This window comes from Pseudomonas sp. 10S4 (assembly GCF_034344865.1).
GTDB lineage: Bacteria > Pseudomonadota > Gammaproteobacteria > Pseudomonadales > Pseudomonadaceae > Aquipseudomonas.
Map to the genome: position 1 here is coordinate 2,563,103 of NZ_CP133774.1, position 19,515 is coordinate 2,582,617.

Annotated in this window: 15 protein-coding genes and 1 pseudogene; 3 read left to right on the forward strand and 13 right to left on the reverse strand. The window is 60.0% G+C overall.

All coding sequences use genetic code 11. From position 1 onward, the window contains the following. Positions 1-45: 45 nt before the first annotated feature. The 13 genes and pseudogenes from purD to gcbA all read right to left on the reverse strand — a co-directional run bounded on the left by purD (position 46) and on the right by gcbA (position 16,900). Complete coding sequence (purD, locus tag RHM58_RS11780) at positions 46-1,341, reverse strand: phosphoribosylamine--glycine ligase (protein ID WP_322270435.1); 1,296 nt, start codon at positions 1,339-1,341, stop codon at positions 46-48. A 156-nt stretch (positions 1,342-1,497) separates the two neighbouring features. Next, positions 1,498-3,105 (reverse strand): bifunctional phosphoribosylaminoimidazolecarboxamide formyltransferase/IMP cyclohydrolase, encoded by a 1,608-nt coding sequence (purH, locus tag RHM58_RS11785; protein WP_322270436.1) that lies wholly within the window; start codon positions 3,103-3,105, stop codon positions 1,498-1,500. A gap of 81 nt (positions 3,106-3,186) precedes the next feature. Continuing rightward, the gene (gene fis, locus RHM58_RS11790) at positions 3,187-3,507 is read right to left on the reverse strand and encodes a DNA-binding transcriptional regulator Fis (protein WP_007907419.1); all 321 of its coding nucleotides are present in this window, start codon (positions 3,505-3,507) and stop codon (positions 3,187-3,189) included. Continuing rightward, a complete protein-coding gene (gene dusB / locus RHM58_RS11795; protein WP_123510800.1) occupies positions 3,504-4,514 on the reverse strand; it encodes a tRNA dihydrouridine synthase DusB in 1,011 nt (336 codons plus the stop codon). The genes fis and dusB overlap by 4 nt, the downstream gene beginning before the upstream one ends. 185 nt (positions 4,515-4,699) lie before the next feature. Then, complete coding sequence (locus RHM58_RS11800; protein WP_322270437.1) at positions 4,700-5,917, reverse strand: DUF3426 domain-containing protein; 1,218 nt, start codon at positions 5,915-5,917, stop codon at positions 4,700-4,702. A 30-nt stretch (positions 5,918-5,947) separates the two neighbouring features. Next, on the reverse strand, positions 5,948-6,826 hold the full coding sequence (prmA, locus tag RHM58_RS11805) for a 50S ribosomal protein L11 methyltransferase (protein ID WP_201200246.1): 879 nt from the start codon (positions 6,824-6,826) through the stop codon (positions 5,948-5,950). 327 nt (positions 6,827-7,153) lie between these two features. Then, positions 7,154-8,707 carry a Fic family protein gene (locus RHM58_RS11810; RefSeq protein ID WP_322270438.1) on the reverse strand — a complete coding sequence of 518 codons (1,554 nt, stop codon included), beginning with the start codon at positions 8,705-8,707 and terminating at the stop codon, positions 7,154-7,156. Positions 8,708-8,864: 157 nt separating this feature from the next. Continuing rightward, positions 8,865-10,220, reverse strand: a complete 1,356-nt coding sequence (gene accC / locus RHM58_RS11815; RefSeq protein ID WP_201200248.1) for an acetyl-CoA carboxylase biotin carboxylase subunit — start codon at positions 10,218-10,220, stop codon at positions 8,865-8,867. A 17-nt stretch (positions 10,221-10,237) separates the two neighbouring features. Further along, the gene (gene accB / locus RHM58_RS11820; RefSeq protein ID WP_140669630.1) at positions 10,238-10,696 is read right to left on the reverse strand and encodes an acetyl-CoA carboxylase biotin carboxyl carrier protein; all 459 of its coding nucleotides are present in this window, start codon (positions 10,694-10,696) and stop codon (positions 10,238-10,240) included. 24 nt (positions 10,697-10,720) lie between these two features. Beyond that, positions 10,721-11,176, reverse strand: a complete 456-nt coding sequence (gene aroQ, locus RHM58_RS11825) for a type II 3-dehydroquinate dehydratase (RefSeq protein ID WP_007947649.1) — start codon at positions 11,174-11,176, stop codon at positions 10,721-10,723. A gap of 131 nt (positions 11,177-11,307) precedes the next feature. Continuing rightward, positions 11,308-13,070: pseudogene (locus RHM58_RS11830) on the reverse strand (protein-disulfide reductase DsbD). 163 nt (positions 13,071-13,233) lie between these two features. Beyond that, positions 13,234-15,180, reverse strand: a complete 1,947-nt coding sequence (locus RHM58_RS11835) for a methyl-accepting chemotaxis protein (protein ID WP_322270439.1) — start codon at positions 15,178-15,180, stop codon at positions 13,234-13,236. A gap of 52 nt (positions 15,181-15,232) precedes the next feature. Next, entirely contained in the window at positions 15,233-16,900 is a 1,668-nt protein-coding gene (gcbA, locus tag RHM58_RS11840; RefSeq protein ID WP_322270440.1) for a diguanylate cyclase GcbA, read from the reverse strand. Between the two features lie 289 nt (positions 16,901-17,189). Between gcbA and RHM58_RS11845 the strand changes: the two genes are divergently transcribed. The 3 genes from RHM58_RS11845 to RHM58_RS11855 all read left to right on the forward strand — a co-directional run bounded on the left by RHM58_RS11845 (position 17,190) and on the right by RHM58_RS11855 (position 19,457). Continuing rightward, a complete protein-coding gene (locus RHM58_RS11845) occupies positions 17,190-18,257 on the forward strand; it encodes a DUF2333 family protein (protein WP_201200251.1) in 1,068 nt (355 codons plus the stop codon). Positions 18,258-18,260: 3 nt separating this feature from the next. After that, entirely contained in the window at positions 18,261-18,818 is a 558-nt protein-coding gene (locus tag RHM58_RS11850) for an NUDIX hydrolase (protein WP_322270441.1), read from the forward strand. A 267-nt stretch (positions 18,819-19,085) separates the two neighbouring features. Next, positions 19,086-19,457: a translation initiation factor Sui1 gene (locus tag RHM58_RS11855; RefSeq protein ID WP_123599678.1), complete on the forward strand. Its 372-nt coding sequence runs from the start codon at positions 19,086-19,088 to the stop codon at positions 19,455-19,457. The last annotated feature ends 58 nt before the right edge of the window (positions 19,458-19,515 follow it).

Genomic DNA, 19,515 nt, shown 5'->3' on the forward strand with positions numbered 1-19,515 from the left:
TAGTCCGGCAAGGGCATCACGCCCTTGCCTGGCCGAATGGAGGGCTTATTCCTGATTTTCGCCACGCTCGCGGGCAATGGCGCGGTAGCCGATGTCCTTGCGATAGAAGCAACCTTCCCAATCGATCTTGGCTGCCAGCTTGTAAGCTTGCTGCTGGGCAGCATCAACACTGGTACCCATCGCCGTAGCGCACAGCACCCGACCACCGGCCGTTACAACCTGACCGTCCTTGAGCGCAGTGCCAGCGTGGAAGACTTTGCCTTCCAGACCGGCGGCTGCGTCCAGACCGTTGATCGCCACGCCTTTGGCGTAGTCACCAGGATAGCCGCCGGCGGCCAGCACGATGCCGACGCTTGGACGTGGATCCCATTGTGCTTCGACTTTGTCCAGGGCTTGCGCCAGGGCCGCTTCGACCAGCAATACCAGGCTCGACTGCAAACGCAGCATCACCGGTTGGGTCTCAGGGTCGCCGAAACGGCAGTTGAACTCGATAACTTTTGGGTTACCGGCTTTGTCGATCATCAGGCCGGCATACAGGAAACCGGTGTAGACGTTGCCTTCGTCAGCCATGCCACGCACGGTTGGCCAGATCACCAGGTCCATGACACGTTTATGGACTTCGGCTGTTACGACCGGGGCAGGGGAATAGGCACCCATACCGCCGGTGTTCGGGCCGGTGTCGCCGTCGCCGACGCGTTTGTGGTCCTGGCTGGTGGCCATCGGCAGTACGTTCTTGCCGTCGACCATGACGATGAAGCTGGCTTCTTCGCCGTCCAGGAACTCTTCGATCACGACGCGCGAACCGGCTTCGCCGAAAGCGTTGCCCGCCAGCATGTCGCGCACGGCGTCTTCGGCTTCAGCCAAAGTCATCGCGACGATCACGCCTTTACCGGCGGCCAGGCCATCGGCCTTGATCACGATCGGTGCGCCTTTCTCACGCAAGTAAGCCAGGGCCGGCTCGATCTCGGTAAAGTTCTGGTAGTCGGCAGTCGGGATCTTGTGGCGAGCCAGGAAGTCCTTGGTGAACGCTTTCGAACCTTCCAGCTGAGCAGCGCCAGCGGTCGGACCGAAGCAATCGAGGCCGCGCGCGCGGAACAGATCGACGACGCCGGCAACCAATGGCACTTCCGGACCGACGATGGTCAGGGAAACGTTTTTCTCGGCGAAATCCGCAAGTTGCTCGAGGGCGAGCACGTCGATGGCGACGTTCTCGCACTTGGCTTCAATGGCGGTGCCGGCGTTGCCCGGAGCAACGAAAACCTTCTGCACGCGCGTATCCTGAGCCACTTTCCAGGCCAGGGCGTGTTCACGGCCACCGCTGCCAATGATCAAAACATTCATTTCAAAAACCTCGGATGACGCTAATTCTGGAGGCAGCACTGAAGCTGCTTTTCTGTGGGAGCGGGCTTGCTCGCGAAGACGACGGCACATCCAGCATCAATGTGACTGAAAGACCGCTTTCGTGAGCAAGCCCGCTCCCACAGTTGATCGAGTTAATCAGTGACGGAAGTGGCGCATGCCGGTGAATACCATGGCGATGCCGGCTTCATCAGCTGCAGCAATCATTTCGTTATCACGCATCGAGCCGCCTGGCTGGATCACCGCAGTGATGCCGACCTTGGCCGCGTTGTCCAAGCCGTCGCGGAACGGGAAGAACGCGTCGGAGGCCATCACCGATCCTGCCACCTGCAAACCGGCGTGTTCAGCCTTGATTGCGGCGATACGGGCGGAGTTCACGCGGCTCATCTGGCCTGCGCCGACACCGATGGTCTGACGGTTCTTGGCGTAGACGATGGCGTTGGACTTAACGTACTTGGCGACTTTCCAGGCGAAAATCAGGTCGTGGATTTCCTGTTCGGTCGGGGCACGCTTGGTCACGACTTTCAGGTCATCGGCGCTGATCATGCCGATGTCGCGGCTCTGTACCAGTAAACCGCCGTTGACGCGTTTGTAGTCCCAGGCAGCGGCGCGGTCAGTCGACCACTCGCCGCAGGTCAGCAGGCGCACGTTGGCTTTGGCTGCCACGATGGCGCGGGCTTCTGCGCTGACGGATGGGGCGATGATCACCTCGACGAACTGACGCTCGACGATGGCCTTGGCGGTTTCAGCATCCAGTTCGCGGTTGAAGGCGATGATGCCGCCGAACGCGGATTCGGTGTCAGTGGCGTAAGCCAGTTCGTAGGCCTGACGGATGCCGCCTTCGGCGTCCGGGCTTACGGCGACGCCGCATGGGTTGGCGTGCTTGACGATCACGCAGGCCGGCTTGACGAAGCTCTTCACGCATTCCAGCGCGGCGTCGGTGTCGGCCACGTTGTTGTACGACAGCTCTTTGCCTTGCAGTTGGGTTGCGGTGGCAATACCGACTTCGGCAGGTTTGGCTTCCACGTAGAACGCCGCGCTCTGGTGCGGGTTCTCGCCGTAGCGCATTTCCTGAGCCTTGACGAACTGGCTGTTGAAGGTGCGCGGGAACTCGCTGCGACCTTCGGTGCTGAGAGTCTCAGCAGCCTGGTTCACGGTGCCCATGTAGTTGGCGATCATGCCGTCGTAGGCAGCGGTGTGTTCGAAGGCCTTGAGCATCAGGTCGAAACGCTGAGCGTAGGTCAGGCCGCCGGCCTTGAGGCCGTCCAGCACGTTGGCGTAGTCGCTGGCGTTCACCACGATGGCCACGTCTTTGTGGTTTTTTGCTGCCGAGCGGACCATGGTCGGGCCGCCGATGTCGATGTTCTCGATCGCGGTCGGCAGGTCGCAGCCTGGCTTGTTGATGGTGGCTTCGAACGGGTACAGGTTGACCGCAACCAGGTCGATCGGCTTGATGCCGTGCTCGTTCATGATCGCGTCGTCGATACCGCGACGACCGAGGATCCCGCCATGGATTTTCGGGTGCAGGGTCTTGACCCGACCGTCCATCATTTCAGCGAAACCGGTGTAATCCGCGACTTCCACTGCGGCAACACCGTTGTCGCGCAGCAGCTTGAACGTCCCGCCGGTGGAGAGGATCTCGACGCCCAGGGCTTCGAGCTCCTTGGCGAATTCGAGGATCCCGGTCTTGTCAGAGACGCTGATCAAGGCGCGGCGGATCGGCAGGCGGGTAGTCTGGTCGGTCATTTCAATTTCCATCAAAAGCAAAGGAGTCAGCAAAAAAGGCGACCGGTTTTACGCGGGCGCCTTTCTGGTTTGATTGAATGCTTACAGCAAATCGTACTGCTTGAGTTTCTTGCGCAGCGTGCCCCGGTTCAGCCCGAGCAGCTCGCTGGCCTTGGTCTGGTTGCCCTTGACGTAGTTCATCACGCACTCGAGCAGGGGAGCCTCGACTTCGGAGAGCACCAGGTTGTACACATCCGTGACGGCAGCGCCCTCAAGGTGGGCGAAATAATTGTGCAGCGCCTTCTCGACACTCCCGCGAAGGGTCTGACCTTCTTCGCTCGGCGTATTGAGGTGCTGTTTCAAATTCACGTTGTCGCTCACGGGTGTTGTTCCACTCACTAAAGTCTCGGTCATCATCGTCATGCGGCCACCCCTTCTCCGTCCCCTGTCAGGCTCTTGTAACGCTCGGCGAAGAACTCCCGAACGTTGGCGCATTGTGTTTCCGTACCATCCAAACGATTGAAGTGGGCGCGGAACTCCCTGGCGCCCGGCAGGGTTGCGAGATACCAGCCCACATGCTTGCGAGCAATGCGTACGCCCATCACGTCTCCATAGAAGGCGTGCAGCGCGGCCAGATGCTCAAGCAGAATACGTTCCACCTCGATCAGCTCCGGCGCCGGCAATTTTTCGCCAGTACGCAGGAAATGGTCGATCTCACGAAAAATCCATGGCCGCCCCTGGGCAGCCCGGCCTACCAACAGGCCATCGGCACCGGTCGCGTCGAGCACGTACCGGGCCTTCTCGGGTGAATCGATATCGCCATTGGCGAAAACCGGGATCGACACCGCCTGCTTGATCGCGGCAATGGTGTCGTACTCGGCCTCGCCGGTGTACAGGTCGGCACGGGTGCGGCCATGGACCGCCAACGCCGTAATACCTGCCTGTTCGGCAATCTTCGCCACGGTCAGGCCGTTCTTGTTGTCCCGGTCCCAGCCTGTGCGGATCTTCAGGGTGACCGGCACATCAACCGCAGCCACCACGGCCTGCAGGATCTCGGTCACCAATGCTTCATCTTTCAACAGCGCCGAACCGGCGGCCTTGTTGCAGACCTTCTTCGCCGGACAGCCCATGTTGATATCAATAATCTGTGCGCCCAGTTCCACGTTGGCCCGGGCCGCATCCGCCAGCATCTGCGCATCACCGCCGGCGATCTGTACCGAGCGTGGCTCGGGATCACCTTCGTGGATCATGCGCATCCGCGATTTGCGGGTGTTCCACAAGCTCATATCGCTGGTGACCATTTCCGAGACTACAAGCCCTGCGCCCAGTCGCTTGCACAGCTGACGAAAGGGCTGGTCGGTGACACCCGCCATGGGGGCGAGAATCAAGCCGTTGTGCAATGTATATGGACCGATGCGTACCGCCGACATAGGACTTCCCTGTTGTGGGGCCGGATCATGAGAGTTCGAAAAAGGGTTGGCATGATACCCGCTCTCGATGACTGGATAAAGGCTGAATTGAACAAAATCTGAACAGTTATTCTGTTATCGCCAGCGGTTTGGTCCGTACAGGCAAAGTCAGAAAACCGCCGTCAATCCCTGAGCACTGAAGCGTTTCACTCGGGCGAATGGAAGCTCAGGCTGTAGTTCACCGCTTTAGGGCCTGGATCGAGGATATCCAGCGCGATGTGGATCGGCGTTTGCGGGGGCATTTCCGCCAGGCCTTCGAGGTCGCCGTTGAGGTACTCGCCGGGCTTGAAGCGACGGCTGGCAATCAGGTGGCCGTTGAGGTCGGCAAAGCGCAACTCCAGCAGCGGAAAGGGCTGGGAGAAGGCCGCGCGGTTATAGATGATCGCATCCACCACCAGTGCCCCGCTGAAATCAGGATGGCTGCGCACCACCAGGTTGCTGCTTTTGATTTTGGCGATGTCAACTTTGGACGGCACCGTGCAGCCGAGTTGCGGGCACAACTCCTGGAACCACGGACGGTATTGATCCTGACGGGCCAACTCGTCGAAATGGTAAGCGACGTATTGCCCGACGAGGGCGCCGGCGCCCAGCAGGATCAGCAACAGCCAGAAAAACCGGCGGCCCCAGGGCGAGCGGCGTTTCTGCCAGTCCAGTTGCAGCGGGTCGTCAGTCAGGTCTTGCAAGGCTTCGTCACGTTCGGTCGCCTCGCTGCGTTCGTGTCGCTTGCGCAAGGGGGCAGTCGGGGGCAGGTCGTCGTCAGTTGTATCGGTGGCTGACAGATGATCATGGCGTAGGGGCATGTCGAGTGGATCATTCAGGCGCAGTTGCGGCACCTGGGGCTCGTCGTCCAGATCAACCGGTTCCAGTGAGAATGAAGGTTCAGTGCGCGAGTGCTTGCCCGGGTCTGTCTGCGATTCCCGTTGGTCGGCTTCGACGGCCTGGGCGCGATCAGCCGCCGATTCGCTGAAGAGGCTGTCGGACCAGGGTTCATCCTCGTGCTCGACAGAGTCGCGGCGAGCACTGAGGCCGTTTTCACGGTGCCGGCCAAACTCCGTGGTCGGCTGTATTTCCCGATGTTCGAGCCGGGCGAGCTCCTGGTCCAGGTCAAGGCTGTCCAGATCCATCTCGGCGGCGGACCACTGCTTTTGGCTGATCGCCCGCTGTGCCGGCGGCTCGACGATGGCCGGGGCGACCGGTTTGACCGATTCCTGGCCGGCCCGTTGCTCAAGCAGTTGCTTGGCGGCGTTGAACACCTGCAAGCAGGAGCCACAGCGAACCACTCCACGGGCCACGCTCAATTGAGCGTGGCTGACGCGGAAGCTGGTTTGGCAATGCGGGCACTGGGTGACGAAGCTGTCGGTCATGCGGCGATCCGGATTATGCAGGTGCTCATTCTAGCGCCGACGGCCAGTGATGCGCACCCAGCCATCGCGATTGGCAATCGGGTCCAGATCGAAGTCTTGAGCGTAGGCCTTGGCGACGTCTTCACCTTGCTCGGCGAGGATGCCCGACAGCGCCAGACGGCCGCCCGGCTTGACCAGGCTGGACAGTTGTGGGGCCAGGGACACCAGCGGGCCGGCCAAAATGTTGGCGACCAGCACGTCGGCCTGAACCTGCGGCAGGTCTTCTGGCAGATACAGCGGGAACAGCGCTTCGGCAATGTTGTTGCGCCCGGCGTTGTCGCGGGAGGCTTCCAGCGCTTGCACGTCGATGTCGGTGCCGACGGCTTCCTTGGCGCCCAGCAGCAGGGCGGCAATTGCCAGAATCCCCGAGCCGCAGCCGAAATCCAGCACGTTGCAGTCCTTCAGGTCCTGGCCATCGAGCCATTCCAGGCACAGCGCGGTGGTCGGGTGGGTGCCGGTGCCGAACGCCAGGCCCGGGTCCAGCAGCAGGTTCACGGCGTCAGGTTCGGGCGCGGCGTGCCAGCTCGGGACAATCCACAGGCGCTCACCGAAACGCATTGGCTGGAAACCGTCCATCCAACTGCGTTCCCAGTCCTGGTCTTCGATGATTTCGCTGTGATGCTCGGGCAGTGGACCGCCGGTCAGCAATTCCATGTGGGCCAGCACGCTGGCGGCTTCGGTGCCGTCCTCGAACAGGGCCAGCAGATGGGTGTGGGACCACAGCGGCGTGGTGTTGAGTTCCGGTTCGAAGATCGGCTGATCTTCAGCGTCCATGAAAGTCACCGATACGGCGCCGACTTCAAGGAAAGCGTCTTCGTAGGTTTCGGCTTGTTCTGGGCTGATGGCGAGACGGACTTGCAGCCAAGGCATGGCGGGCACCTTTGAAAAATATTGATTGCAGCCTAGCGGGCTGCGAGAAGCGCGCAAGTTTACGCGAGCGCGCGGCAGAAGACGACCAACTCGACAGGGTTCGCAGGTGAACGAATAACCTGTGGCGAGGGAGCTTGCTCCCGCTGGAGCGCGAAGCGGTCCCGAAATGGCAGATGCGGTTCTGCCTGGCACAGCCGCGTTGAATGGTTTTGCGGTTGCTGCGCAACCGAGCGGGAGCAAGCTCCCTCGCCACAGTGGAGAGGTGTGCGGCAATCTCCAGAAACAACAAAGCCGCTTGAAAGCGGCTTTGTTGGTCTGGATCACATCTTAATGCTGACTCATCGCATTATTGCCTTTACGCCATTGCAGGCCTTTGCTGGTCAGGCGATAGCGTTGCAGGCGGCTGTTAGGTTGTCCTGGTAATGTCATTTCAAGGACTTCGGCAGCGATGGCCGGCAATATGTAAGCCTTGCGGAAGTGGTCAGCGTTTTTCAGAGTCATAGCGGTTTGTAGTTCTTGCCTGCTCATTTCACCTTCCACGACTTTCAGCAGTGCAGCGACTTCCATGGTGACTTCCATGGTGACTTCCATGGTGACTTTTCCTGTCCTTGTTTCTGTACTTCGTGTCAGTGGGTGCGCTGGCAACCGTACGACGTATGAAATCCGTTCATCGTCCGTTTCAAATAGTGGAGCGGGTGAACCATTGACGGCCATGACCTTGAGGATTTTGGGAATGCCTGTCGAGCGGCCTTCAGTCAGGTCCAGTTCTTTCAGGAACTCGCCAATTCGCCGGTTACGGTAGCGACGGCTCACGGCGCGGCCTGTTCGCAGGTCCTCCATTCGAATCGAGCGGTCTGGTCCCGGAAAGCTCAATATCACCAATTCTTCCTGACTGATGCGGACCTCGATAGGCTCGCGCTCCTCATAGGATCGATGGTAGACCGCGTTGACCAATGCCTCTTCAATCGCCGTGAAAGGGAAGTTCCAGGCTCGCGTGGCCTGCGCGCGGTCTGGGTGTTTGATCACCGTTTCATGTAGAAAATTGCGCTGGATATAGGCCAAGGCCTCGCGGGTAATGGTGGCCAAAGGGCCCTTGAAGATTTTTTCGTCAAAGCGATCTCCATCAGCACCTTCGGGAAACCACAGCACATCAATTTGTGTCCCGGGAAAGAACCGCTCAGGGGCGCTACTGAAGAACATCAAGCCTACGTTCTTGGGCCATGGCGATTCGGTCGGGCCGCCCACGATGTTCATTTGGCGGCCCAGCGCCTCAATAGGCAGGTTGTCAGCATCTTTTGCGAGGGCGCTGCCAATCTCTTGCAGAAAGCTTTGCATTAACGGTTTGGACAGATCGCTGACGCGAGCGCTCAGGTTGAAGCGATCATCGAATGGAACCTTGGCAGCAAGGCTCAAGAGTTCCTGCTCGGCTTCGCCCTTGGCCTCGACTGTGCTGCTGTAGCGACGGATGTAGTAGTGCAGGCTTCTGTGTTTGGCTGTCACTGCGGTCGGGGCTTTATAGGGGCGATTTTGCCCGCCCGGTGCCCACAGTACGATTAGCTTGCGGCCTTCGACCTCTTCCACACTCAATACTGGAAAATAGGCGGGCTGAATTGATTGGCAAGCCGCCAGTAGTTCGAGTTGGATCTTGTCGAGTTGCTGATCGGCAAGGCCTCTCGGAGGAAAGATCGGCTGACCGTTGTCGTCACACTCCTGCCCAATCACCACATAACCACCGCCCAGGTTTTCAAAGTCATTGGCAAAGGCGCAGAGCGTACGAATGATCGGGTCGGGGTTCCAGCCGGTTTTGTATTCGATTCGTTCACCCTCGACTGTCCGCTGGCGCAGTAGATCATTGAGGTTGATGGGTAACTTTTGAGGCATGGGCAGGCTCTGGTTCGTCAGCGTTGCGCTGATCAGAGGGCGATTATAGTCAGCCCGGACAGGCCAGTGCCTGCCAGTTAAGCGCCATAGGGAGCAGATGAAACCTTCAGAAACAACAAAGCCGCTCGAAAGCGGCTTTGTTGGTTCGGATCACATCTTAATGCTGAGCAGCCAGCTTGTGTTCCAGGTAGTGGATGTTGACTCCGCCTTTGCAGAATTCTTCATCACGGACCAGATCGCGGTGCAGCGGGATGTTGGTCTTGATCCCGTCGACAACGATTTCGTCCAGCGCATTGCGCATGCGCGCCATGGCTTCGTCACGGGTTGCGCCGTAGGTGATCAGCTTGCCGATCAACGAATCGTAGTTCGGCGGAACAGCATAGCCACTGTACAGGTGCGAATCGACGCGAACGCCGTTGCCGCCTGGAGCGTGGAAATGCTTGACCGTGCCTGGGCTTGGCATGAAGGTTTTCGGGTCTTCGGCGTTGATCCGGCATTCCAGCGCGTGACCGCGGATGACGACGTCATCCTGGGTGAACGACAGCTTGTTGCCAGCGGCGATGCTGAGCATCTCCTTGACGATGTCGATGCCGGTAACCATTTCCGAAACCGGGTGCTCAACCTGAACGCGGGTGTTCATTTCGATGAAATAGAACGCGCCGTTCTCGTACAGGAACTCGAAAGTGCCCGCGCCACGGTAGTTGATGTCGATGCATGCCTTGACGCAGCGTGCGAGGACTTCAGCCCGTGCCTTCTCGTCGATGCCCGGTGCTGGCGCTTCTTCGAGAACCTTCTGGTGACGACGTTGCAGCGAGCAATCGCGGTCGCCCAGATGGATGGCGTGGCCCTGGCCGTCGGAAAGAACCTGGACTTCCACGTGACGTGGGTTGGTCAGGAATTTTTCCAGATAGACCATCGGGTTGCCGAACGCCGCGCCTGCTTCGGTGCGGGTCAGTTTTGCGAAAGAAATCAGGTCTTCTTCTTTATGCACAACGCGCATGCCGCGACCACCACCGCCGCCAGCGGCTTTGATGATCACCGGGTAACCGACTTCGCGACCAATGCGCAGAGCGGTTTCTTCGTCTTCCGGCAGTGGACCGTCAGAGCCCGGAACGGTTGGAACACCAGCAGCGATCATGGCGTGCTTGGCCGATACCTTGTCGCCCATCAGGCGAATGGTGTCGGCTTTCGGGCCGATGAAGGCGAAGCCGGAATTCTCGACCTGTTCGGCGAAATCGGCGTTTTCCGCGAGGAAACCGTAGCCTGGGTGAATGGCGGTAGCGCCAGTCACTTCAGCAGCGGCGATAATCGCAGGGATGTGCAGGTAAGACTTTGCAGCCGATGCCGGACCGATGCAGACGGATTCGTCCGCCAGACCCAGGTGCATCAGCTCTTTGTCAGCCGTGGAATAAACGGCGACGGTCTTGATGCCCATCTCTTTGCAGGCACGCAGGATCCGCAGGGCGATCTCACCGCGGTTGGCGATCAGAACTTTTTCCAACTTCGCAGTCATCAAAGTCTCTCCGCGGTTCAAACGATGGTGAACAGCGGTTGGTCGTACTCAACCGGCTGGCCGTCTTCGACGAGGATGGATTCGATCACACCGCTGGTTTCAGCTTCGATGTGGTTCATCATCTTCATGGCTTCGACGATACACAGGGTGTCGCCTTTCTTCACGGTCTGGCCAACTTCAACGAAGGACGGCGAGGACGGGGAAGATTTGCGATAGAAGGTGCCGACCATAGGCGAACGGGCAACGGTGCCGTTCAGAACAGGTGCGGCTGGAGCTGCAGGAGCGGCAGCAACGGGAGCTGCAGCAACTGGCGCAGGCGCCGGAGCGTGCATCGGAGCCGGAGCGTAGTACTGCTGAGCCGGGGTCTTGCTGTGACGGCTGATGCGTACGGACTCTTCGCCTTCCTTGATCTCGAGCTCGTCGATGCCGGACTCTTCCAGCAATTCGATTAGTTTCTTAACTTTACGGATATCCATGAATCATCAACTCCCAAGGGTCGGTCAGGGGCGTATAGCTTGTTGTTCAAGCTGTTCCAGGGCAGCCTCCAGGGCCAGTCGATAACCGCTGGCGCCAAGGCCGCAGATCACTCCCACCGCTACATCGGAGAAGTAAGAGTGATGGCGGAAAGGTTCGCGTTTGTGCACGTTAGACAAATGCACTTCGATGAATGGGATGCTCACCGCCAGCAGCGCGTCACGTAATGCGACACTTGTGTGCGTAAAAGCTGCTGGATTGATCAAAATGAAGTCCACACCTTCGCCACGTGCGGCGTGGATGCGGTCGATCAATTCATACTCGGCGTTGCTTTGCAGGTGCAGCAAATGATGACCGGCTTCACGGGCACGGCGTTCCAGGTCCTGGTTGATCTGCGCCAGTGTCGTAGCGCCATAGGTGCCCGGCTCGCGGGTGCCGAGCAAGTTCAGGTTGGGTCCGTGCAGAACCAGTAGCGTCGCCATCTGCTGTTCCTTGTTATCTGTGTGCAATTGTCAGAACCCGGCGACTATGCCGCAAAGCCTTTGTGACTGTCCAGTTCTATGCAATAGCCAGCACGATGGCCGATGTTTGCGCGAAATATGTGACCGAGTGATTAAATCCGGTCATTTGCTTTCGCAACACGTTCGGCGAAGTCCGTGGCATTGATCTCGCCAATCACCCGCACATCGGCGCGTTCGACGCCGTCCCGGCCGAAAAACATCAGCGCCGGTGGACCGAAAAGCGTGTACCGGTCGAGCAGGGTGCGCTGTTCTGCATTGCTGGCGGTGATGTCGAAGCGAATCAACCGATAATCCTTGAGGCGTTCGACGACTTTCGCGTCGTTGAGCACTTCGTGTTCGATGACTTTGCAACTGATGCACCAGTCGGCGTACCAGTCCAACAGCAGCGGGGTGCCCGAGGCTTTGGCTTCGGCGAGGACGCGGTCCAGGTCGGCCGGGGTGCTGACGGTTTGCCAGGCGCTGTTGCTTTGCGGCTGATTGCCGGTGGCAACGACGGCGGTTCTGCCGAGTGGATTCAGCAGGTCGCTCTGGCCGCTGAAAGCGCCGTACCAGCACGCCATGGCATAAAACAGCAGAAACAGGCCGAGCAATTGGCCAAGACGTTTTCTCGGCGGTTTATAAACAAACTCCAGCGCGCCGAGAAACAAGCCGACGCCGCCCAACAGCAAACCGACCAGCAACAACGTCACCTGGCCCGGCAACACGCGGCTCAGAAGCGCGATCGCCAATGCGAGCAGCAGCACCCCAATGGCGTTTTTTACATAAACCAGCCACGGGCCACTTTTCGGTAACCATGCCGCGCCGCCAGTCGCCACCAGCAACAGTGGCGTGCCCATGCCCAGACCGAGCAAGAACAGTTTCAACCCACCGCCAAAGGCATCGCCGCTTGCGCTGATATACAGCAATGCACCGGCCAGTGGCGCCGAAACGCAAGGTGAAACCAGCAGGCTGGAAACCACGCCGAGCACCGCTGCGCCCCACAGTGAGCCACCTTCGGTGCGACCGGCGATGTGGTGCAGTCGATGGCTGATGGCGTGGGGCAACTTGAGCTCGAACACGCCAAACATCGCCAGCGCAAACACCGCAAAAAACGTCGCGAACGGCACCAGAACCCAAGCCGATTGCAGGCGCGCCTGAAGATTGAGCTGCGCGCCGAACATTCCCATCAGTGCGCCGAGCAGGGCGAAGCAGGCCGCCATCGACAGCACGTAAGCCAGGGACAAGTTGAAACCACGCACCCCGCCAACCTGGCCGCGCAACACGACGCCGGAGAGGATCGGCAGCATCGGCAATACGCAAGGGGTAAACGTCAGGCCAATACCGGCGAGGAAGAACAGCGCCAGTTCGCGCCAGCTCCAGTTCGCTGTCGTGGTGGCGACCTTGTCGGCGACAACCTTGTCGTTGCCTTCAATGCTCAACCGCTCGGTTTCGGGCGGGTAGCACAGGCCTTTATCCGCGCAGCCTTGATAGGTCACTGCCAGGGTAAATGGGCGTTGATTGGTGCGCGGCAACTCTACATCGAGAATCCCGTGGTAAACCTCGACATCGCCGAAGTACTCATCGTGCTTTTTTCACCGTCGGGCAGTTGCGCTGCGCCCAGGCCGACATCGGCCGGATCGGCGCGAAACTGGAAGCGGTGGCGGTAGAGGTAGTAACCCTCGGTGGCAACGAAACGCAGCTTGATCGACTGCGGCGTGCTTTCTACCAGGCTTAATTGAAAGGCTTCGCGCACCGGCAGGAAATCGGCGCTGTTGTTGATCGAACCCAGCGTGGAGCTGGGCCGATTGTCCAGCAACCCGGTGGCAGAGGCCGGCAGGGCGAGCACTAAAAGCAGCAGGCAGAGCAAACGGCGCATGACAATCTCGCGAATCGGAAGTGGGGGCATGATAGCGGACAGTCGGAGGGAGTGCAGGCCTGGGGTTTTGTGGTGTTTGTTCTGGCGCCTTCGCGAGCAAGCCCGCTCCCACAGGAGGACGCATTCCTAATGTGGGAGCGGGCTTGCTCGCGAAGGCGATCTATCAGACGCGGAAGGCTTGAACGGCTGTGTGCAGTCGCCCACCCAACACCAACAAATTCTCCCCTTGCTCACGCCCTTCACCGATACGAAGCAAGTTATCCCCACCCAACTGGTGAATCCGCTCACTGTGATCACGGATCTCGCTGACGGCGCCGCTTTGCTGGGCCGTGACATCGGCAATGCGCACCGCCGTGTCGGCAATGGTCTGAATCGCCCCGACGATTTTATCCAGCGCTCCATCAGCGTCTTGAGCCTGATTGGCAGTGGCTTCGGCGTGCTCGACCTGGGCGCGCATGCCTTCCACCGATTGCCGTGCCGCGGTTTGCAGGCCGGCGATCAAGGTCTGGATCTCTGCCGTGGCGCCAGCGGTGCGTTGCGCCAGCGAACGCACTTCTTCGGCCACCACCGCAAAACCTCGACCCATTTCCCCGGCCCGGGCCGCTTCGATGGCGGCGTTCAGGGCCAGCAGGTTGGTCTGGTCGGCAATCGAACGGATCACTGTCAGCACGCCGCCGATGGTCGCGGACTCTTCAGCGAGGTGTTCAATCATCTGCGCGTTGCTTTGTACTTCGCCCACCAGCGCATGCAGCCCGGTGAGGCTCAGGCCGATGACTTTCTGGCCATGCTCGACCGCCAATCCTGCGTTGCGACTGGCATCTGCAGCCTGGCTGGCGTCGCCGGCCACTTGTTGAATGGTGGCTTCCAGCTCACCGAGGGAATCGCGGATCAACGCCGTGTCGCCGGCCTGATGTTCAGCGCCAGTGTGCAAGTCGTTGCTAAGCTCGGCCAATGTCCGACTGCTGCCGGCCACTTGTTCGGCATTGAGGCGAATGGTCCCCACCAAATCCACCAGATAGGCGCGCAATCGGTTGAGCGAAGCCTGGATGTCATGCAACTCGCGGTTGGTCTTGCCCAACTGAATGTCCTGGCTGAAGTCGCCCTCGGCCCAGGTCGACAGCGCCGGCGCCAGGTTGGTCAGGGTTCGGGCCAGGCGTCGTTGCAAGGTGTCGATCAACAGCGCGATCAGCAGAATCAGGCCGATCATCAGCCCTTGCATCAATCGCACTTCGCCCTGGATCTGCCCGTGCTGGGCGCGCACCACCGGTTCCAGCCCGGCGATGGCCTGCTGCACGGCGGTGATTTTCAGGTGTGTCGCGGCACTCAGGTCGGCGCGCTTCTGGATTTGATCGCGGGTGCGCGCAAGCTCAGCCGGGTAGCGCGTGAGCAGGCTGTTGAGTTCGCGCTTGAGGCCGACCCCGGCATCTTCGGTCGCGGCTTTTTCGGTGTTTTCCAGGCCCATCATCGAGGCGAAATCGTCGGTGCTCGACTCCGTGCTGGCGGCCACGCCGAGCAGCGGCAAGGCATCCAGTTGCGTCGCTTGGGCGCGGATGCTGGCGACTTCTCGCTCGACATCGGCAGCCAGTTCGCTGCGACCGCTGCTGACCAGTTTGTCCCGGGCCAGGGACAGTTTGCCCAAGTGCTGGGAGGCGGCGAGCAGCGGCGTCAGATAGGTTGCATTGGTGCTGGCGTATTGGCTGAGCTGGTCGAGGCTGGCGCCCAACTCCCGTTCGGCCTGGAGCAACAGCGCCTGCGGATCCCCCGCGAGTTTGCCGGCGGCCAGTAGGTCGGACTTGCTGAATTCTTCGAGGCTGGACAGGCTCGGGCGCAAGGTGTCGGCCAGTGCCGGGGGCAGTTCGGCGAGGTCTTTTTGCAAGCCGTCGATGGCCTGGCTGGCACTGCTCAGGCGCAGGGCATCGCCGCTGGACAGATAATCCTCGACGTTACGCGCTACTTCATTTTGAAATTGCTGGGACAGTCCCAGGTAGCGCTCCATCAACAGATAGGGCCGCTCCAGGGCTTTTTGCGACCACCATAGCGTGGCACCGAGGGCGACGCACACGGCGACCAGCAGGAGGGTGTTGAGGTTGGTCAGCAGCTTCAGGCGCATAACGGGTCTACCAACGGCAGAATGGTAAGCGCCTGAATTTATTGCGTTTGTATTACAGCGTTATGACCGAATCGGTGGGTTCCGATGAAAAAGTGGCACTTTGCTTTGACTCCCGCGCTGCTTGCACGCGATTGCGTCCGGCGTCCTTGGCGCGGTACAGCGCCTCGTCCGCCTGGCTGGCCATCATCAGGCTGTCGGAATCTTCGCGCAGCTCGACCACGCCAGCGCTGAACGTGCACCAAAGGTCTTGCGGCTGGGCCGGATAGTGAATCTCGGCAAAGCGCTGACGGATTTCGTCGAGCACCTTGTGCGCTGATTCGACATCAGTGTCCGGCATGACAATCGCGAACTCTTCGCCGCCGTAACGGCCAATGAAATCGGTCTTGCGAAGTCGCTGCTTGAGGAACAGCGCCAGGCTCTTGATCACCCGGTCGCCCATGGGGTGGCCGTGCGCGTCGTTGACCCGTTTGAAGTGGTCGATGTCGATCATCGCAAAGCTCAGCGGCTTGCTCTCGCGGCGGGCGCGGAACGAGCAGTCTTCGAGCAATTGCAGAATGTGGGTGTGGTTGTACAAACCGGTGAGGCTGTCGCGGACCATCCGCGCTTTCAGGTTGCGTGCCCGGGCCGCGCGGTTGCGCACGGTGGTGATCAGGTGCCGCGGCTTGATCGGTTTGGTCAGAAAGTCGTCGCCACCCTCGCTCATGGCGTCGAGTTGCTTGTCCAGGTCGTCTTCGGCCGACAGGTAAATGATCGGCACGCTGACGTAACGGTCGTTATGGCGGATCACTTTGGCCAGTTCGGTACCGGTGCAGGCCGGCATGACGTCGAGGATGATCAGGTCGGGCTGGAAGTCCGCCAGTTCAGCCATGGCCTGGATCGGCTCGATCAGCGTGCGCGTGACAATGCCGGCGCTGTTGAGCAGACGCTCGGTGTGCAAGGCCTGGGCGCGGGAGTCGTCGATGATCAGCACTTTATACGGTTCGTACTGGGCAACGCAGGTCAGGACTTCGATCTTCTCCAGCAGGCTCGAGGCTTCGAGGGTGCCGGTGAGGAATTCCTGGCCACCGGCGCGCACGGCGGCGAGGCGGGTAGGGGTGTCGGTTTCGTGCAGGCTGAAGAACAGCAGCGGCAACGGTTCATCGAGACCAACCTGGGCTTCGGCAGCCAGTTTCAAGCCGATGCCCGGACCGCTGAAGTCCACGTCCATGACAATCGCCGCCGGCAGCCGCTCGACCATCGAGGAGCGAAACGCCGATACGCTGTCCAGCGACTGGGCGCTGAGCCCGAAGAATTCCAGCTGCTTGGCCAAGCGTTCGGCACGATCGTGATCTTGCAGCATCACGTAGATTGGCTTGCGCAGTGGCGGCAGGAAGGTTTGGTCCAGTTGGTCGCCGTGACGCAGGCCGGTGCGGGACAGGCGCTGCATCAAACGGTTGAGGTCAGTGATCAGGCCGCTGCTCAGGCGTCCGCGATTAGCATCGACCGCCTCCAGCGACTGGCCGATGTGGCGCGCCAATTGCGAGTGTTCCGGTTGTTCAAAGCGTTCGGCAAAGCGCAGCAGGCGCAGGTTGGCCTCGCTCAGCTCGGACAAATCGGTAGTGGACCACTCGCTGCGTTGCAGGCGCTGCCATATCTCAAGAATTTGACGTGCCTGATGAATTACCCGCTGGGCAAAGTGGTGCTTGAGGCGCTCACGGCTGGGGTCTTCTGGCTCGGTCATATCCTGACTACTAGTTAGGGTGCATGCTGAGATCGACTGGTGGCTCTATGCTAGCACCTCTTTTCGGTCACATCAGTGTCGTATGTCAATAATCTGCAAAGCGACATCATTCAGTTTCTGACCGACTGGTCGCATAGGCTCGAAGGCTATGCTTCATTTATAGTGTCGCCTCGACCGATGCGATTGCATGGCTCGTTGTTTCGCGCAGATTAATGCGCGGCAAATTGAGGCACGATGGCGTAGGGTTGTGGTCGAACCGATGAACTCAAGTGATTGAAAGGATATCGCCATGCTGGACTGGAAGAACCGCGCGGGCAGCGCACCCGAACGTGCCGCTGAACCGAAATCGGCCACCCGCAGTTATTTCGGCGGCCTGCTGTTCAGCCGGGCGCTGGCCACTTTGATCGGCCTGTACCTGTTGGTGACCATCGGCCTGGGCTGGTACTGGAGTGAAGAGCCTGACTTGTTCCCGGTTCAACAAAACGCCCAGGTCGCTGCCGAGAAAGAAGGCAAGCAGATGGTCGTCGGCTACACCATGGTGGAAACCCTCAAGACCGTCGCCGGCACCTTGCTGAACAAGCCGGGCGGCTACATTTCCAACGACCGCTTCCCGCCGGGCCTGTGGATGGACAACATGCCGAGCTGGGAATATGGCGTGCTGGTCCAGGTCCGCGACATGACCCGCGCCCTGCGTAAAGACTTTGCGCGCTCGCAGTCACAATCGGCCGAAGACTCGGATCTGGCCAAGGCCGAGCCGCGTTTCAACTTCGATAACAAGAGCTGGGTCCTGCCATCCAGCGAATCGGAGTACCAAGAAGGCATCAATTCCCTGAGCCGTTACCAGGCCCGTCTGTCTGATCCGGCGCAGAAGAATGCGTTGTTCTATGCCCGCGCCGACAACCTGAACAACTGGCTGGGCGATGTCGGCACCCGTCTGGGTTCGTTGTCGCAACGCCTGTCGGCCAGCGTTGGCCGGGTCAAGCTCAACACCTCGCTGAAAACCGAAGTGGTGATGCCGGGCCAGGTGCCGCAGGTTGACGAAGAAATCGTCGAAACTCCGTGGATGCAGATCGACAACGTATTCTACGAAGCCCGCGGTCAGGCCTGGGCGTTGTCCCATCTGCTGCGCGCCGTCGAAGTCGACTTCGCCGATGTGCTGGCCAAGAAAAACGCCACCGTCAGCGTGCGCCAGATCATTCGTGAGCTGGAAGCTTCGCAAGCACCGGTCTGGAGCCCGATGATCCTCAATGGCAGCGGCTTCGGGATTTTGGCCAACCACTCGCTGGTCATGGCTAACTACATCTCCCGGGCCAACGCTGCAGTGATCGATCTGCGTCAACTGCTCAATCAGGGCTGAGTCATGGTCGATAGCGCCAAAGAGGCCGCCCACCGCGCGGCCTCGGATGCCGAACGCATCGCCTGGGTCGACGAGCAGGACAACCTGCTCGGCGCCCTGGTCCGCAGCAACCTGCGTGAGCGCGGGCTGATCGGGCGCGGGACCTACATCATGCTGTTCAACTCGGCCGGTGAGCTCTGCGTGCACCGCCGCACCCTCAGCAAAGCCATTTATCCCGGTTATTGGGACGTGGCGGCGGGGGGCATGGTGCAGGCTGATGAGAGTTACGCCGAGTCGGCCGCCCGTGAGCTGGAAGAAGAATTGGGCGTGAGTGGTGTGGAACTGAGCGCTCATGATCACTTTTTCTTCGAGGACACCGGCAATCGGCTGTGGTGTTCGGCGTTTTCGGCCGTGTGGGACGGTCCGTTGATCCTGCAGCCGGAAGAAGTGCTTGAAGCGCGCTTTATTCCGATTGATCAGGTGATGCAGGAAATTACCCAAAAGCCTTACTGCCCGGACTCTTTGGCCGCGTTGAAGCGTTATCTGAAGGCTCAGCAAACCGACGTCGCAAAGAAGGCATAAATTGGCGCCGATTGGCTCTTAGCAAGTCGGCTTTTTGCCGTTACACTGCGCGACCTTTTGTAGGAGCGAAGCTTGCTCGCGAAGGATGCATGGACGACTCGTTCTGTCTGATGCCGCGCGTTATCGTTGACGTCCTTTCGCGAGCAAGCTTCGCTCCTACAGGTCTGTACTGTTTCAGTAGCGCTGCCCCTGCCTGAGTGGGGCTTCGCGGTCGATAGCCTTGCCTAAGTGCTGCGACCAGTCTTTGTCCTCCCAAGAGGATTGCCGGTGGCCAAAAAAGCCGCATCCTTCGCCGCCCTTGGTGGCCTGGTATTTTCCACCGACGCAGGTCGTCATTGCCCGGATTGCAGCAAACCGGTGGATGCCTGTATCTGCAAACAAACCGTGATCCCTGCCGGCGACGGCATTGCTCGCGTGCGTCGCGAAAGCAAGGGCCGTGGCGGCAAGACGGTGACCACCATCACCGGCGTGCCGCTGGCCCTTGATGCGCTCACGGCCCTGGCCACCACGTTGAAGAAACGTTGCGGCACCGGCGGGGCGTTGAAAGACGGAATCATTGAAATCCAGGGCGATCATGTCGAGCTACTCTTGGCCGAGCTGATCAAACTTGGTTTCAAGGCGAAGAAGTCCGGCGGCTAGCAGCCTCTGTGAAAACCACCCTCGGCTTGATCCAGTCCTGATTTCATTCTGGCCTGGC

What these genes read in the sequence shown, in the direction of transcription:
- purD (WP_322270435.1), bottom strand. Translation starts at nt 1,341, where the DNA reads ATGAATGTTTTGATCATTGGCAGCGGTGGCCGTGAACACGCCCTGGCC.
- purH (WP_322270436.1), bottom strand. Translation starts at nt 3,105, where the DNA reads ATGACCGACCAGACTACCCGCCTGCCGATCCGCCGCGCCTTGATCAGC.
- fis (WP_007907419.1), bottom strand. Translation starts at nt 3,507, where the DNA reads ATGACGATGATGACCGAGACTTTAGTGAGTGGAACAACACCCGTGAGC.
- dusB (WP_123510800.1), bottom strand. Translation starts at nt 4,514, where the DNA reads ATGTCGGCGGTACGCATCGGTCCATATACATTGCACAACGGCTTGATT.
- RHM58_RS11800 (WP_322270437.1), bottom strand. Translation starts at nt 5,917, where the DNA reads ATGACCGACAGCTTCGTCACCCAGTGCCCGCATTGCCAAACCAGCTTC.
- prmA (WP_201200246.1), bottom strand. Translation starts at nt 6,826, where the DNA reads ATGCCTTGGCTGCAAGTCCGTCTCGCCATCAGCCCAGAACAAGCCGAA.
- RHM58_RS11810 (WP_322270438.1), bottom strand. Translation starts at nt 8,707, where the DNA reads ATGCCTCAAAAGTTACCCATCAACCTCAATGATCTACTGCGCCAGCGG.
- accC (WP_201200248.1), bottom strand. Translation starts at nt 10,220, where the DNA reads ATGACTGCGAAGTTGGAAAAAGTTCTGATCGCCAACCGCGGTGAGATC.
- accB (WP_140669630.1), bottom strand. Translation starts at nt 10,696, where the DNA reads ATGGATATCCGTAAAGTTAAGAAACTAATCGAATTGCTGGAAGAGTCC.
- aroQ (WP_007947649.1), bottom strand. Translation starts at nt 11,176, where the DNA reads ATGGCGACGCTACTGGTTCTGCACGGACCCAACCTGAACTTGCTCGGC.
- RHM58_RS11835 (WP_322270439.1), bottom strand. Translation starts at nt 15,180, where the DNA reads ATGCGCCTGAAGCTGCTGACCAACCTCAACACCCTCCTGCTGGTCGCC.
- gcbA (WP_322270440.1), bottom strand. Translation starts at nt 16,900, where the DNA reads ATGACCGAGCCAGAAGACCCCAGCCGTGAGCGCCTCAAGCACCACTTT.
- RHM58_RS11845 (WP_201200251.1), top strand. Translation starts at nt 17,190, where the DNA reads ATGCTGGACTGGAAGAACCGCGCGGGCAGCGCACCCGAACGTGCCGCT.
- RHM58_RS11850 (WP_322270441.1), top strand. Translation starts at nt 18,261, where the DNA reads ATGGTCGATAGCGCCAAAGAGGCCGCCCACCGCGCGGCCTCGGATGCC.